This is a genomic window from Dyella sp. (assembly GCF_035685885.1).
GTDB lineage: Bacteria > Pseudomonadota > Gammaproteobacteria > Xanthomonadales > Rhodanobacteraceae > Dyella.
In genome coordinates this window covers 1-15,239 of record NZ_DASRZX010000137.1, presented here as the reverse complement: position 1 = coordinate 15,239, position 15,239 = coordinate 1, and the positions used below count along the sequence as shown (strand labels likewise).

The window sequence follows — 15,239 nt, the reverse complement described above, 5'->3', positions numbered from 1 at the left end:
GCGAAACCTCAGGCTTCCGTGAACTTCATAAGACGCCCCGAGTTGGCGATCACGACGAACGCACCCACGTTCTGAAGGACCGCGGCTGCCAACGCGCCGTTGGCAGCCCATCCGCTGGTAATCGCAAGGATGACCAGGGCCAGGGTCCAGGCCGCGCTCAGTCCCAGGTTTACCCGAAGCGTGCGACGCGTGCGACGCGCAAGCCGGACCGCCGTGGCGACGCGTGAAAAGTCATCGCCTGTAAGCACGATGTCCGCCGACGCGAGCGCGATGTCACTGCCCTGCCCTCCCATCGCCATGCCGACCAGACCCGCCCGCAAGGCCAGTGCGTCGTTGATGCCGTCACCGACCACCAGCGGTTTACCGCCATCAGCCACCACCGTTTGCACAAAGGCCAGCTTGTCGGGAGGCAGCGCACCGGCTACAACTTCTTCCAGCCCCACCAGCGCGGCCACGCGATCAGCTTCGACCTGGCGATCACCCGTCAACAACGCTTGCCGGCCCAGGCCCAACCCATGAAGTGCTGTCAGCGTCTCGGCGACGCGATCACGCACTTCGTCAGCCAGGCACACCCAACCCAACAGGTGCCCCCCTTCGGCCACGGCGGCCACCGGACCGTCGTGGCGTGGTGGCTCGTGCACCAGCACGCCATGTCGCGCCAACAGCGACTCGCGCCCCATTAGCACGACACCCTGGTCGCTGCGGGCACGCATCCCGAAGCCTGCTTCCTCTTGCACGTCATCAAGTGTGGCCGGCGCAGCCCCGAGATGGGCAATCGCGCGCCCAACGGGATGGCTGCTGGCGGTACCCAGCGCAACCGCTACCGCCTCCAGTCGTACGACATCGGCACCATCGGTCGGTTGCAACCGCACCACCCGCAGGCGCCCGGTGGTGACCGTGCCCGTCTTGTCGACGATCAGTGCATCGGCTTCGGCCAGCCGTTCGAACACCACGCTGCTCTTCACAAGCACCCCGTGCCGGGCCGCCACGCTGACAGCGGCAAGCGCGGTCGAAGGAGCGGCCAAGACCATCGCCGAAGGACACGCCGCGACGAGCAAGGCCAATACCGCTCCGGTGTTCTGCGTGGTGAACCACAGCATCAGCGCGATGAGGATCACCAGTACCAGATAGCGTCCGGCATAGCGCTCTAGCAGCCGAGTTATTGGTGGCTTGCTGCGCTCCGCGTCCTGCATGAGCGCCACCACGCGACCCAGCGCCGACTGCGAGCCCACGCGCGACACCTGCAGATGAAGCAAACCGTTGAGACTCAGTGAGCTGCCGAATACGGTATCGCCGCGCGCCACCTCGACCGGTATCGATTCACCCGTCAGCGATGCCGTGTCGACGCTTGCCGTGCCCGACAACACCACGCCATCGGCAGGCACGCGATCGCCCGGGCGGACTTCGATGACGTCGCCAGCGACCAAGGTCTCAACGGGAACCGTGTAAACCTCGTCGCCACGGATGCGTCGCGCGGTGGTCGCAGTGAGTGCCGAAAGCGCCTCCACCGCTTCGCGCGTTCCAAGCAACGAGCGATCTTCGAGCATCTGGCCGACCAGCATGATGACCGGCAGCAGCGTGGCAGTGACAAAGTTTGCTGAAACGAGACATGCAAGGATCGCCAAGGCAACCAGTTGGTCCACCACGCCGTGCAGGTCGGGTTGGTTGAGGCTGCGAACAGCGGCTGCGAACGCAGGCCCCGCCACCAGCAGTGCCGCTATGGCTTGCAGCAACGCCACCTCCACCACCCGTGAAGGCGACAGCGCGGATAGCGCAAACGAAAACATCAGGATGCCCGCGGCGAGAAGGACGGCCACAATGCGCAGGCGCCATCGGTGCCGCTCAGTGCCGGTCAAGAGCAGCGTGTTGGCATCGACAGACATGACGCTCATGGGCTTGTTCCGAAAACGAAGGTATGGGCGTGTGACGTCACCGGCACGGCGTCGATCTTTCCTGCAATGTCGAACAACGATTTGATGCGATCGCGATAGATCTTTTCGACGAGAGTGCGCCGGTCGACCGACGGGTCTCGTCCCAACGACGAAACGAGCGCGGAGCGCGCTTGCGCGGTGCGAACCAACTCTTCAGCGCGCGCCCGCGCTTCGTCGATGAGCTGCTGGCGTCCCTGCTCGGCAATCTGGCGCCGCCCTTCCGCCGTGGTACGCGCATCGGCCAGCGATCGCTCAGCCTGCTGCTCAACGGCCAGCACGTTGTCGAACGATTCTTTGGCCCCGCCAGGAATGGAAGGGACGACATCAATGCGCGCGACCTGGATGCCCGCACCCAAGCCCTGGCCCGCCGCCTCGCCGAGGCGGCGGTTCACTGCCTTCACCAGCTCGGATGCAAACCGCTCACGCTGGGCGACAAGCCCGGGGGCGCCTGCCGCTTCGGGACGAGCGACAAGAATGCCGTCAAGCGAGCGACGGGCGCACAGTTGAACTGCCGACGCAATCAACGCGCGTCGAAGCATGGGCTCGATGTGATCGCCTGCGGTGATGTACGCCACCGGATCATCGATCTGGTAGAACAACATGGTGCGCAGGTGCACCACCGCACCATCGCCCGTCAAGAAAAACCACGTGTTGTCGCGCGCGTTGTCCGAGGCGACAAACCCTTGGCCAGGGGTGCCAGCCACGCGCTCGTCCAGGGGCGACTGGTTTTCCAGCGCCTCAGGCGCGAACTGCACCTGTCGCCCCTGCGAAGGCAGCAGGACAACCGAGTCGATGGGAGATGGCCATGTGAGCAGCAAGCCGGGACCCGCCGTCCGAATGACTTGCCCGAAGCGCATGACGACGGCGCGATTTTCCGGGGGCACACGCTGGATGCCACGCACGAGCCACAATCCCGCCAGTGCAGCGACAAGGGCAAACAGCAGCCGAAAAGACCAGGTCAAGGTCTCGGCCAGGACGGTGGAGCGCGCTACCGTCATGGCTTTTTTGTCCCCGCGCCAGGTGTGGGGCCATCGACCAGCATGCGAAACGGTGCTGCATCGGTGCGCAACACGATGCGCGTACCCGGGCCAACAGCCGCATCCATCGTGTCGAACGAGCGAAGGATCGTGTAGAGCTTGGGATCTGTGGCGTAGGCTTGCTGGTAGATCGCGGTCGATTTGGTTTGCGCGTCGGCTTCGATGGACGCCGCCTCGGCCTTGGCGCTCGCAAGCGTGATGCGCGCATCGCGCTCGGCTTCGGAAACGATCTGTGAGGCTTGGCGCTGGCCTTCCGCCGATCGCTGCGCCGCGACTGTATCGCGCTCTGCCTTCATGCGCTGAATGGTGGCCTGCAAGGCCTCAGCGGATAGCGTCAGTCGTTCGATGCCAACCTGGCGGATCTCCGTACCATAGACGCGACGCGCTTGCTCACCGACCAGACGGCGCAATCGGTCCTCAAGATCGTCGATGCGTACCTTGGCCGGATCCGTATTCACCAACTGCGCCAGATCAAAACTGCTGGTGGTGATTTCCAGCGAGGACGCCATGAGGCTGCGCAGCTGCGAGGCCGCTACATCGGGATCGTTTTGCACGGAACGCAAGAACAGCTCTGCCGCATCCGCGCGTGCGGGCACTGACCAGACCACATACGCCTGCACGAGCACACGTAGGCCATCGCGCGTACCCACGTCCTGCAGGCCACTGGACGTGGTTCGCAAGCGCAAGTCCACGGGCGTGGTCGACTCGATCGGAATGGGCCATCTGAACGAAGCCCCCGGCGTCAAAAGCACGCGAACGGGCCGCCCGAGCCGGGTAACCACGACGCCCTCCCCGGGGCTCACGATGACGACGCACCCGGAAATCACGGCAAGGATCAAGACGATGATGGCAACCGCCCAACGGACGATACGGGAGCGAGTTGAGGCGAAGGATGGTTCGATGATGCTCAAAGGGCTCCCCCGGTTCCGGCCGCGACAGGGCGAAGGTCCAGTGTGGCCTTTTCGTCGTCCAGGCGGTGATCGATGATGGTCAGATGCGCGCGATTGAGTGCGGTACCCACGTGGGTCAGCCACGACTCGAACAGGAAGACATCGGGTCCTGCACGTGCGCTCTTTGTGCTGGCCTGGAATGTCGTCAGCGTCGCCTGCGCCGCGGCAAGTTGCTCGCTCGCATCAGCGCGGGCGAGATTGACAGCGTGCGTTGCGTCCTCCGCAGCCGTGCCTCGCAGCGCATACGCGTGCGCCAGGCTTTTGAAGCGCGTGGCATCGCTGATCACGCCAGCCGCCTGCACATTGTGATAGGCGGCAGCAGCACCGCTGGGTGGATGAATGGCTTCAACCACGACATTGATGACCGAGATGCCTGCGTGCAGTGCCGCCATGCGCGCCTGCAAGTCCTGCCGGAAGCGCTCAACGAACTGCGCGCGATTCTCGCCAAGCAGTTCATCCAAGGTGGACGACGAAAAGTGGGAGACAAGCAATCGCCCTGCCGTGGCACGGATGAGCGATGTCGGCTCGATGGCGCCATATACCGACGCCATCGCTCCATCCGCGTCGTCGGAGACGCGAAACACCACGCGCAAATCCACATTGACGATCTGGAAACCTTCCCTGTCCCCTGAGCGGCTGGCGATGAGGTAACTCGCCTCCCCGGGGTGGGAACCATCCCACAGGCGATCCGCCGTCGGCCCTGGAATGGCTTCGGCGCCCATGGCGCTTTCGGCATCCGATGCGCCCGCGCTGGCCAGTTCTGCCAGCAGGCGGCCGCCCGGCTTGGCCGAAAACACGATGGGCAATTGATGGGTGACGCCCAGTTCGACCGGCCGTGCGCGGCCAACAGGCCACGGCCAATGAACATGCATGCCCGGACCTTCCACCGCGACAGGCACGCCCAGTCGCTCGATCACAGCGCGCTCGGTCACGCCCAGCACTGTCACTGCCGTCGACAGCCATGCCAGGAGCATCACCAATAGCGTAACGGGCGGTATGGCACGCACCATGAAGGCCAGCACCCAGCTCCGGGCGAGGTCAATGCCATAGGTATTTCTTAGCCATTGCGCTGCCCTTCCCGCTTGCGGCCAACCCCATTTCAGGAGCGAAGGCGACCAAGGCAACGCGGGATTCTGGCGTGCTGCAAACGGACCCAGGGGCAGAAACACCTGGGCGATGGCACGCAAGAGCGCTTCGATGGTCGCCACCACAAGAATGGCCGCGACGGCATACAAGAGCGTATTGGCCCACGCATATCCTTGGGCCGCGAACAGCGTGGCACCACCGCCCAGCAACGCCGCGACCAGCGGCACTCGGACGGCCACCTCAATGCCTGGTCCCGGGGAAACGGCGTTTGCGATGGCGACGCGCTGGAGAAACACCAGCGGAATGGTGGCCGCCAAAAGCACGATGGCGCCCCATAGAGGAGGCTGGCTGGCCGTCCAGCCAGGGGCGCGCAGAAAACTCACGGTCGCGTCGAGCACCAACGCATTACCGAGCACAGCGACAGCGCCAGGCGCCCAGTCACCAATCCAGTCGATGGCGTCGAGTCGCGCGCGAGCCCGACGCTCCAGCAATACCACCTGAGCCAGTAGCGGTTGCCTTGGAAGCTTGGGATAGACCATCGCCCGCATCGGTCCGATCCAGGGCTCGGCGCGCCGACGCACTCGGCTCACCAAGGCTTCGACAAACAAACCGGTCGCCGAAAAGAGCAGCGCCAATCCCATCAACCGCAAGGCAAGCGGAGCCAACGCAAGGGCAGTCATCGAAAGAACAAAAGCCCCGATCGCGGCGACGGCGTAGACCCACGGCGCTACGACGCGCTGGACTCGGATGCCTTGGCTCATCGTGTGACGACGCCCGCTGGGTGCGGCGGCGAAGACGATTCGCTGGCGAACAAGGGTAAGGCTCTGCGGGCTGATGACATGGCGTTGAGTGGCGTGGTCTGGCGTGAAAGCAATGTTATAACGTATCAATCAGATAGGACGCCATGACTTACGCCATGGGTCCATCCCCACCAGCGAACAGTGCACTGTCGCCGTCCGCCGTATGAGCCAGATACCCCGCTCCCAGTGATCGATGACGGTGCTGGCCACCAGCGGATCCAACCTGCCTGTATAGCCCATAACGCTGACCATCCCCACGCAAGAACGTCAGCGCCGGCGCTATTGGTGGCTTGTATAGTTATGTTATAACGTTTCATTCTTGTTTGATCATTGGTCAATGTCACCCTGCATGAAAGCCTCAGCGCCTAAAGGATTCCGGTACTGGCCACATCGGAGTGCATCGCAGGCCAGGCGACGCAAGCGCACGCTGAACTTCTCCTGGTTAGCGGCAGGCTGGACCCCGATTGCATGGTGCCTGTCGCCGGCTCACGCGCTTGAGGTCCCTCGCGATCACTTATGGACGCTGATTCATGACTCCTGTGCCATCGCGGCCAAACATCAGGTCTATCCGCCATCACCTTGCACCGAGGTAGTGGCCGGCCCTGACGGCTCAGGTTCTTATGCCGTCTTCAAGGATCACACCGGACGCTTCCAATATCTGGTGTTGCCACTAGCCCGCATCTCCGGCATCGAAAGCCCCGTGTTAGAGGCGGCCGATACACCCAACTATGTCGCCGCCGCCTGGAATGCTCGTCTCTACGTGGAAGCAGCACTGCACCAACCCATCCCACGTGACGCCATGAGTCTGGCGATCAACTCCGCCTATGGCCGCACACAGGATCAGCTGCATATCCATATCGACTGTGTACGTCCGGATGTGCACGAAGTACTGCAACGCCTAGTGCCCACTCTCTCCGAGCAATGGCGACCGCTGGCCGAACCGTTGCCGCCAGCCAAGCATCGCTATCAGGCGAGATGGGTGAGCGGAAGCACCCTGCCCCTCGATCCGTTCAAATCGTTGGCCGCGTCGCTGCCCCGCGGCGACCGCATGGCTGCACATAGCCTCGCGGTGGTTGGCGCTTACTCCCCCAAGGGAGAAGAGGGCTTCATTTTACTCAGCGGACGCGTTGACGAAGCCGCCGGTGACCGAGGTCATGCGGAAGAGCTTCAAGACATCGAATGCACCATCGCCTTTGCTCATTAACCATGAAACACGCATCGTTGCCTCTATTCATGTTGAGCCCGACGGCGTCCCACTGGCTGGAAGGGGCACGCGATGTCACATGAGTCCGACCTCACAAGTGCCTTGTTTGCCAGCATCACCGTCGCTGCGGCATCGCTCGCAGCAAGGCTTGTGGTGTGGCTGCCGGCACGGCGCCTACGCGCATGGCTGCCCTGGCTGCAGGCATCCGCGGCCGGTTTACTGCTCGGCGATGCGCTAATGCACATGCTTCCCGAAGCCTTGGCGCACGGTATGCCGACAAGCTGGATAGGCGGAGGTATCGCACTGGGTTTACTTGGCTTCTTGTGCATTGAGTGCGTGGTGCGCGCGCTAAGCACGCCAACAACGACAGCCATATTCGCTCGCATGGATATCGTCGGCGACACCCTCCATCACTTGGTCGATGGCATCGTCATAGGAGCCAGCTTCGCTATCGACCATACCCTGGGCTTTGTTATCGCGCTGGCCATCATGGCGCATGAATTGCCCAGGGAAATGAGCAATGCCGGTGTGCTGGTGGCCGGAGGCTATAGCCCGCGGCGCGCCTTCCTTCTGACCGTCTTCACCACGGCCGCCATACCACTAGGCGCACTATGCATGGCATTGGCCGGCCACTCTGCAGCCTTTCTAGATACAAGCCTGGCGCTAGCCGCCGGCACGACGATCTACCTTGCCTGCGGCGATGTGTTACCGGGTTTGTGGCAGAACATCGGCCGAGGTCAACGCTTTGTTCCGGCGCTGGGAGTCGCCGCAGGCATGGCGTTTATGTGGTGGGCCACCCTGTGGGGACATCAACACTGAGCCGGGTCAATCACTCAGCATGACCCGGCCCACCATGGCCGCCGCCACTCGCACTAAGGCTGCACCGTAACAACGGATCACGTCATCCGGAGCGCCGGATCGAACTCAGCAGACCTGCATCGCAGGTCATCAATCGATGGGGAGATGGGCATGAAGCGAATCATCTGTGCCGCGCTAGGCGGCGTACTCATAACCGGCACGGGCGCCGCCATCGCCGACGAAGGCATGTGGACGCTCGATCACTTGCCTGTGCAGCAGATGCAATCAGCCTACGGGTTCACGCCGAGCCCGCAATGGATCGACCTGGTGCAGCACGCAGCCGTGCGCCTGGCCGAGGGGTGCTCGGGCTCGTTCGTGTCGGCCGATGGCCTGGTGATGACCAACCATCACTGTGCTAACAGCTGCCTGTCGCAACTATCCAGCACGGCCAACTACATGCAGGACGGCTATGCCGCCAAACAAGAAGAACCCAAGTGCCCGGAAGTGGAGCTCAATCAACTCGAGAAGATCACCGATGTGACCGATCGGGTGAACGCCGCCACGCAGGGCAAGGACGGCGCCGAGCGTATCAAGGCCGAACGTGCCATCCATAGTGCGCTGGAAAAGGAATGTGTGGGCGGCGATGCCACCACCTGGCGCTGCGATGTCGTTACGCTGTATCACGGCGGACGCTATGCGCTCTACAAGTATCGTCGCTATCAGGACGTGCGCCTGGTGTTTGCGCCCGAACAAGGCATTGCCTTCTTCGGCGGCGACCCAGATAACTTCAACTTCCCCCGCTACGACCTCGACGTCACTTTCTTCCGCGCCTATATCGACGGCAAGCCGGCAAAGACGCCGCAATACCTGAAGTTCAACGTTCACGGCCCCAAGGAAGGCGAACTTACCTTCGTAGTCGGCAACCCCGGTGCTACCCAGCGCGAAACGCCGTGGACGTCGCTGGCCTATCTGCGCGACCACATCCTCACGCCGTACTACGGCTATCTTTCCGAGTCGCGTGGACAGCTATGGCAGTACAGTCGTCTCGGCGAGCAGCAGATCAAAGAAGCACAGGACGCTCTGTTCGGTGCCGACAATTCACTGAAGGTGTTCAAGGGATGGCTTGAAACGCTTAGCGACGAGAACTTTATCGCCAAGAAGCAACAGGAAGATGCCGCGCTGCGCCAATGGATCGCCGCCGACGGCAAGCGCCGGGCTGCCTACGGCGATCCCTGGGCCATGTTGGAGAAAGCGCAACAACGCGGTGCAGAACTGCGCGATCGCTACAGCATGATCGAAAGTGGGCGTGGCTTCGGTAGCCAACTTTTCGCTGACGCACGCCTGCTGGTACGTGGCGCCGATGAACGCAACAAGCCCGACGCTGTCCGGCTACCCAATTTCCGCGACGCCAATCTGCCGGCCTTGCAGCAAGCGCTGGCATCGACTGCGCCAATCTATCCGCAGTACGAGGAAACTCGCCTTGCCTGGACCTTGGAAAAAATGCGCCAGAGTCTAGGTGCCGACGATAGCTTTGTGCATGAAGTGCTCGGCACGAAGTCTCCCGACCAACTTGCCCATGCCTTAGTGAGTGGCAGCAAATTGGCGGACCCAACCTTACGCATGCAAATGTGGAATGGCGGCGCCCAAGCCGTTGCGGCATCGAACGATCCGATGATCCTGCTGGCACGCCAGATCGATCCGGAAGCGAGGCGCCTGCGCAAGCAGTACGAGGACGAAGTAGAAGCACCCTCCAAGAAAGCCGCCGAAATGATTGCGCGTGCACGCTTCGAGCGCGACGGCACATCACGTTATCCGGATGCCACGTTCACCCTGCGACTGTCCTACGGCAAGGTGGTCGGCTGGAACGAGAAAGGCACGCCTGTGCCGCCATTCACCGACGTCGCCGGACTCTACCGTCGCGCCACCGATGCCGATCCGTTCAAGTTGCCTGATAGCTGGCTCCGTGCCAAATCATCGCTCGATCTCTCTACGCCAATGAACTTCGTCACCGATAACGACATCATCGGTGGCAACTCCGGCAGCCCGGTGATCGACCGTGAAGGCCATGCCGTAGGCCTGATCTTCGACGGCAACATTCACTCCCTCGGCGGCGACTTCACCTTCGATGGCAGTACGAATCGAGCGGTGGCCGTAGACACCGCAGCCATCGTCGAGGCTGTACGCAAGGTCTACAAACTGCCCCGTCTGGCCGCTGAACTCACCAACGGCCATCAGTAACGCCCGGGATGGGGTGGGCGCCGCAAAGCGCACACCCCATCCAGCTAACCGTCGCTTGAGACACTAGACCGGCAGCCCCCGAATCCCATGGTATCTCCCCATATCGCCTATAACTGCATGGCACGCGCGCGCAAAGACAAGCACGTGCGCCTCGTTCTCGCGGCAGGTAAGCAGCTATTTGGCGCGTGCATTTTCTGCGTTTGCCTGCTTATCTCCACGCCGGCCGCCCATGCCGCTTCGATGCGACACGCGACGGATTTTCAGATTGTCGAGAGCGTGCCCGAGGCCACCAGCTACGGCGAACCCGGTGTACCGCGTACCCAAAGCGTTTGGCTCGACATGATCGGGCGCGCCCAGCACAACATCGACATTGAAGCCTTTTATATCGCCGACAAAGCCAACAGCCCGTTGTCACCGGTGCTTGATGCCCTCGTGGACCGCGCAAGCCACGGCGTGAAGGTTCGCGTACTTGTCGACCAGGCCTTTCTCAAGGACAACCACGATAGCGTGACACGACTAAGCGCCCACGCCGGTATCGAAGTGCGCGTACTACCGATGGATACGCTGACTGGCGGTGTGCTGCACGCCAAGTACATGGTGGTCGATGGCAACGCCGTCTTCGTCGGCAGCCAGAACTGGGACTGGCGTGCCATGGATCAGATTCACGAGATCGGCGTGCGAATCGTCGATCCGCGCCTTGCCCAGACCTTCGATGCCGCGTTCGATTTCCACTGGGAGCTGGCCAGCCACCCCAACCTGGCCAAAGCAGCCGAGCGTGCAATGACGCCCCCATCCTTCGCTCCAGTTACATCGAGCGACCCAATTATCCTGGACGGCACCAGCAAGGACCCGCTCACCGTCTTTCCCGCCTTCAGCCCGCCAGCGCTGTCGCCGTCGTGGGTCACTGCGGAACAGCCCGCCTTGGTAGAGATGATCCATGCGAGCCAGCACACGCTATGCATCCAGGTAATGACGCTTTCAGCAATTCGTCAATATGGCCCCAAGGGCTGGTGGCCGGAGGTCGATACCGCATTACGCGATGCGGCTGCACGCGGTGTGCAAATACGCATCATCGTGGCGGACTGGGCACTGCGCGAACCGATGCAGTCCTACCTGAAAAGTCTGGCGGCAACACCCAATATCAGCATCAAGTTCAGCCAACTGCCCCCGTCGCCACAGGGTTTTATCGCCTACGCACGCGTCGAGCATGCGAAATATGCCACCGCCGATGATCGCAGTAGCTACATCGGCACGGGTAACTGGGAATGGAGCTATTTCAACAACACCGTGGACGCGTCGGTATTTGTGCACGGCGCTGGTCCAGCCAAAACGCTGACGCAGATCTTCGAACGCGACTGGAATGGCCCATATGTCACCACGCTGGAGCTAGGAAACACCTACGCACCACCTCAAACGCATTGAGCGAAAGAACGGGCCGGAGTTCGAAAAGTTGATTTGAACTTTGCCTGGCGGCCCGCAGCCCTGATTAGGCTTCGCTTGGCCATCGACTTGTATTCGCGCGCGGTCATCGCTGGTCTGAAATCGAGCCTGGCGCGTGAATTGCCGCGCATCCTCGAGCGCTTGCGTCGCGAGAAGGCCGTGGATCGCCCATCTTTCTCGCCATGCTCGAGAAGCACCTGAAGCGTCCTGTTTCACAGCGGTCACCGGGGCGGCCTGTGCGAGAGGAATGCCAGCAACACCGCGCCCCTTAACTACCTCCGCGCCATTTTGCTAGAGAGCGGACCTATTCCCAGCACCAAGCCGCATGTCTCAGCCTTGCCACAAAAAACGCGGGCCTGGGGCCCGCGCTCTATCCAAACCCCGTTAGATCGCGCCCGAAGGTGCAACCGTCGTGACTCCAGATCCTCAAGGCTGCGTATTGCTACTTGCCTTTGCCACCGCCACTGTCCAGACCGGCCGCCAATTGACGCTTTAAGCTGTCTTCGATTTGGTCAATGGTGAAGCTCGCAGCCAATTGACTCGGCGGGTATTGCCTGAAGGTTTCGAGGAATTTGATGGCCCGTCGATTCCCTTCGATCAACAAATAGACGTTTTCTGTCTGCCAAGTGTTCCAGCCGTTAGTCGGGCCGATGCTCGCACGTTCGTACATGTCGGTCTTCAGGTCGTACAGATCGGGCGCCCGCATGCAGGTAAATGGGTCCTTCCATATCGCAAGCGACCCAGGCGTTCGCTGCTCGCAGAAGACCACCTTGTAAGCATCGGGTATCGACGCTCCGGGCAAGCGAACGTCGTAACGCATCGCCACCAACAATCCGTCGTCATCGAAATAATAGAACTCATTTCGCGGACCAACATTTGTCTTTCCGGTCAGATAGGGGAGGAAGTTATAGCCGTCCAAATGCACCTTGAAGTTTTTTCCTCCGATGCTCGAACCTTTGAGAAGCTGCGCAGCCACGTCGTCATTTCCCGCCGCAGCCAGCAGCGTCGGGAACCAATCCAAAGCCGCGATGAGCGTATTGGAGACCGTTGCTGGCTTGATATGCCCAGGCCAGCGAATCATGGCCGGCACTCTAAAAGCCCCCTCCCAATTGGAGTCCTTTTCACTGCGATAAGGCGTCATCGCCGCATCGGGCCACGTGAAGAAATTAGGCCCGTTATCTGTGGTGAAGATAACAATGGTGTTGTTCGTGACGCCGGCATCATCCAGCGTTTTAAGTAGCTTGCCGACGTTCTGATCCATTTCCCACATACCGTCGGCGTATTCATGCCCCGGCCCCATGCCAGCCTTTCCGGTGTACTCGGGTCGCACGTGGGTAAACACATGCATGCGCGTGAAGTTCATCCAAACAAAGAAAGGCTGGTTTGCCTTGGCTTGTTTTTGTATGTATGAGATCGCCGCCCCGGTGGTCTCATCATCAATGGTTTCCATGCGCTTTTTGGTCAAAGGCCCCGTATCTTCGATCTTGCCGTCCGCATAGGTATGGAGCACACCGCGTGGGTTGTAAAATTTGAGGAAGTCCGGGTTGTTCTTATCCCAGTACGGCCTCTCGGGCTCCTCTTCGGCATTGAGGTGATACAAATTGCCGAAAAATTCGTCGAAGCCGTGCTTTGTCGGCAGGAACCGGTCCTGGTCACCGAGATGATTCTTTCCAAATTGCGCGGTGGCGTAGCCCAGTGGTTTCAGCGCCTGAGCAATCGTGATGTCACGATCCTGGATGCCAACGGAGGCACCAGGCAAGCCAACCTTAGAAAGTCCCGTGCGAAATACCGATTGCCCCGTAATAAAGGCAGATCGCCCCGCCGTGCAGCTGTTCTCGCCGTAATAGTCGGTGAAAATCATGCCTTCGCGGGCGATACGATCAATATTTGGGGTTCGGTACCCGGCCGCCCCCATCGTGTAGGCGCTGAGGTTGGCGATGCCTACGTCGTCGCCGAAAATCACCAGGATGTTGGGCTTCGCGCCTTGCGATTGAGTGTTTGGATTGGTCGACTGCGCCCCTGCTTTCAAGGGCAAAAGGGCCGTCGCCGGGACGGCGAGCAGCGCAGCTATTGCTAGTACGCGTAAGGAATAAAGAAACCGGCGAAAGTTCCACTGTTGCCACATGGCTCCAGCTCCTTTTCATGGTCCGATGCACGAATGCGCTGGGTGGCGCTCCATAAGCCTGCATTGACCCATGTGCATTGGCAACCGAAAGAGTACTGATCAGATATTGGTAAATTTACGGAGGAGCGCAGGCTTGTTATCACATGCTGCACGAGGCACGAATTTCGATTTGCATCGCGCCTTCGCTTGATCATGTCGACGGCCGCAGGCCGGGAGTGGGGTTGGGCCTTGAGCCTGTGACTCTGAGAGGTCGCAACCGTCGGCACCCGTATTGTTCGCAGGACCGCACGTGGACCGAGCCACTGAAGGGTGGGCCACCAGCCCGAGACTCTGTGCGACGCACGGCGCGCATACCCCGGGAGCGAACCAAAACAGGGGGTCAGAGTGCACGTTCTGCACACACCCCTGCTGCCAGCCCCACGGCCAGCCCGATCCATCTCGTCATAGTGAAATCCCTTGCAATGGCCGATGCGCCATCCGATACGGAATATAGCGCGCCTGAATATTCCATAGAGCCTCGGCACACGACGAATTGATAACCGCCTCATGGCGATCAAACCACTGAGCTACAGCCATCGTCGATCAGAGCTTTACGGCACATGCGAGGCGAACGAATCACGCCTATGCATCCGCCCTTCTTCCGGCATGTCTTCCTCAGTTGCGAACCCTTTCTGGATATGGGTGGGCTATCGGTGATGTGGTGGACTGGAAAGGGCGCGGGCCCTTCCCGCCCTCAGCATGCGCGAACCGCCTTCGCAGGATCGACGCGCGACGCCCGTGTGGAAGGAAAGGAAGCGGATGCCTGCCCAATGACGAGTATCGCCAACCCGCTGCCAACGATCATCCACACCGGCAAGGGAGGCACGCCATACCGTGCACCAAGCCACAGGTTCAGTCCCCAAGCCGCAGCGGCACCGATAACCACGCCCACACCGCACAGCAAGGCGTTCTCGAGGAGGAAATAACGCACTACCGCCACGCGCGTGGCACCCAACGCGCGTCGGATGCCGATCTGGCGCTTGCGCCGTTCCACCCAGAAACCCGTGAGGCCCACGATGCCGAGCGCCGTGACGAAAACAAGGATGGCGCAGATCACCGCAAGTGTTATCGCCATGGCACGGTCGCGCTCGTAGGCCGCCGCGCGGACATCAGCCAGCGGTCGCAGCTTGCCGAAGGTTCGCTGGGCGTTTGCCTGGCGCAGCGCCAAGCCGGCCGCAGGCATGGCCTGTGCCAGCTGGCCCGGGCGTGCACGGACGAGGTAAAGACCGCGTGGACCATGGTCGATCATCGGCAGCACCAGCGAATCTTCCGCGGCGGAATGATCGACGGTCGCAGCGGCACCGTTTGTCTGCAGGTGATCCAGCACGCCGATGACACGCAGCGGACGGTCAGGCTCGGGCGTCAGGAAAACGGTCTGGCCCAGTGCCGAACGTCCGGGAAACAGGCGCTCGGCAAGCGAACGCGTGATGAGGACTACCGGCGGCAACGGTGCGCGGTTGAAGCTGCCGTCGGTGACGTCGTCCGCCCGGAAATCGCGGCCTTCGATCAGTCGAAGGCCCAGTGTCGAAACACCACGTTCGTCGAACGCATACACGTCGACGTTGCCCTGCTGCGCCTGGATATCGCGGGC

The 15,239-nt window shown here is 61.5% G+C and carries 10 protein-coding genes; 4 read left to right on the top strand and 6 right to left on the bottom strand.

Annotation, left to right across the window (positions count from 1 at the left end):
- Window positions 1–8: 8 nt before the first annotated feature.
- From VFG49_RS15205 to VFG49_RS15190, 4 genes are all read right to left on the bottom strand, one after another.
- Window positions 9–1,892, bottom strand: a complete 1,884-nt coding sequence (locus VFG49_RS15205) for a cation-translocating P-type ATPase (protein WP_324861994.1) — start codon at window positions 1,890–1,892, stop codon at window positions 9–11.
- Window positions 1,889–2,929 (bottom strand): SPFH domain-containing protein, encoded by a 1,041-nt coding sequence (locus VFG49_RS15200; RefSeq protein WP_324861992.1) that lies wholly within the window; start codon window positions 2,927–2,929, stop codon window positions 1,889–1,891. Before VFG49_RS15200 ends, VFG49_RS15205 begins: the two co-directional genes overlap by 4 nt.
- A complete protein-coding gene (locus VFG49_RS15195; protein WP_324861990.1) occupies window positions 2,926–3,771 on the bottom strand; it encodes an SPFH domain-containing protein in 846 nt (281 codons plus the stop codon). The genes VFG49_RS15200 and VFG49_RS15195 overlap by 4 nt, the downstream gene beginning before the upstream one ends.
- A 104-nt stretch (window positions 3,772–3,875) precedes the next feature.
- On the bottom strand, window positions 3,876–5,594 hold the full coding sequence (locus tag VFG49_RS15190) for an SPFH domain-containing protein (protein ID WP_324861988.1): 1,719 nt from the start codon (window positions 5,592–5,594) through the stop codon (window positions 3,876–3,878).
- 559 nt (window positions 5,595–6,153) lie between these two features.
- Here VFG49_RS15190 and VFG49_RS15185 point away from each other — a divergent pair.
- The 4 genes from VFG49_RS15185 (at window position 6,154) to VFG49_RS15170 (ending at window position 11,466) form a co-directional block, all read left to right on the top strand.
- Window positions 6,154–7,008, top strand: coding sequence for a CDP-diacylglycerol diphosphatase (locus VFG49_RS15185; protein ID WP_324861986.1), 855 nt, complete (start codon window positions 6,154–6,156; stop codon window positions 7,006–7,008).
- Between the two features lie 72 nt (window positions 7,009–7,080).
- Complete coding sequence (locus VFG49_RS15180) at window positions 7,081–7,827, top strand: ZIP family metal transporter (RefSeq protein ID WP_324861983.1); 747 nt, start codon at window positions 7,081–7,083, stop codon at window positions 7,825–7,827.
- Between the two features lie 144 nt (window positions 7,828–7,971).
- Complete coding sequence (locus VFG49_RS15175) at window positions 7,972–10,044, top strand: S46 family peptidase (RefSeq protein ID WP_324861981.1); 2,073 nt, start codon at window positions 7,972–7,974, stop codon at window positions 10,042–10,044.
- Between the two features lie 87 nt (window positions 10,045–10,131).
- Window positions 10,132–11,466: a phospholipase D-like domain-containing protein gene (locus VFG49_RS15170; RefSeq protein ID WP_324861979.1), complete on the top strand. Its 1,335-nt coding sequence runs from the start codon at window positions 10,132–10,134 to the stop codon at window positions 11,464–11,466.
- 460 nt (window positions 11,467–11,926) lie between these two features.
- Here VFG49_RS15170 and VFG49_RS15165 read toward each other — a convergent pair whose 3' ends face one another.
- Together VFG49_RS15165 and VFG49_RS15160 are read right to left on the bottom strand one after the other, a co-directional pair.
- Window positions 11,927–13,609 (bottom strand): arylsulfatase, encoded by a 1,683-nt coding sequence (locus tag VFG49_RS15165; protein WP_324861977.1) that lies wholly within the window; start codon window positions 13,607–13,609, stop codon window positions 11,927–11,929.
- A 733-nt stretch (window positions 13,610–14,342) separates the two neighbouring features.
- Window positions 14,343–15,239, bottom strand: an 897-nt coding sequence (locus tag VFG49_RS15160; protein WP_324861975.1) for an ABC transporter permease, incomplete at its 5' end; no start/stop codon positions are given.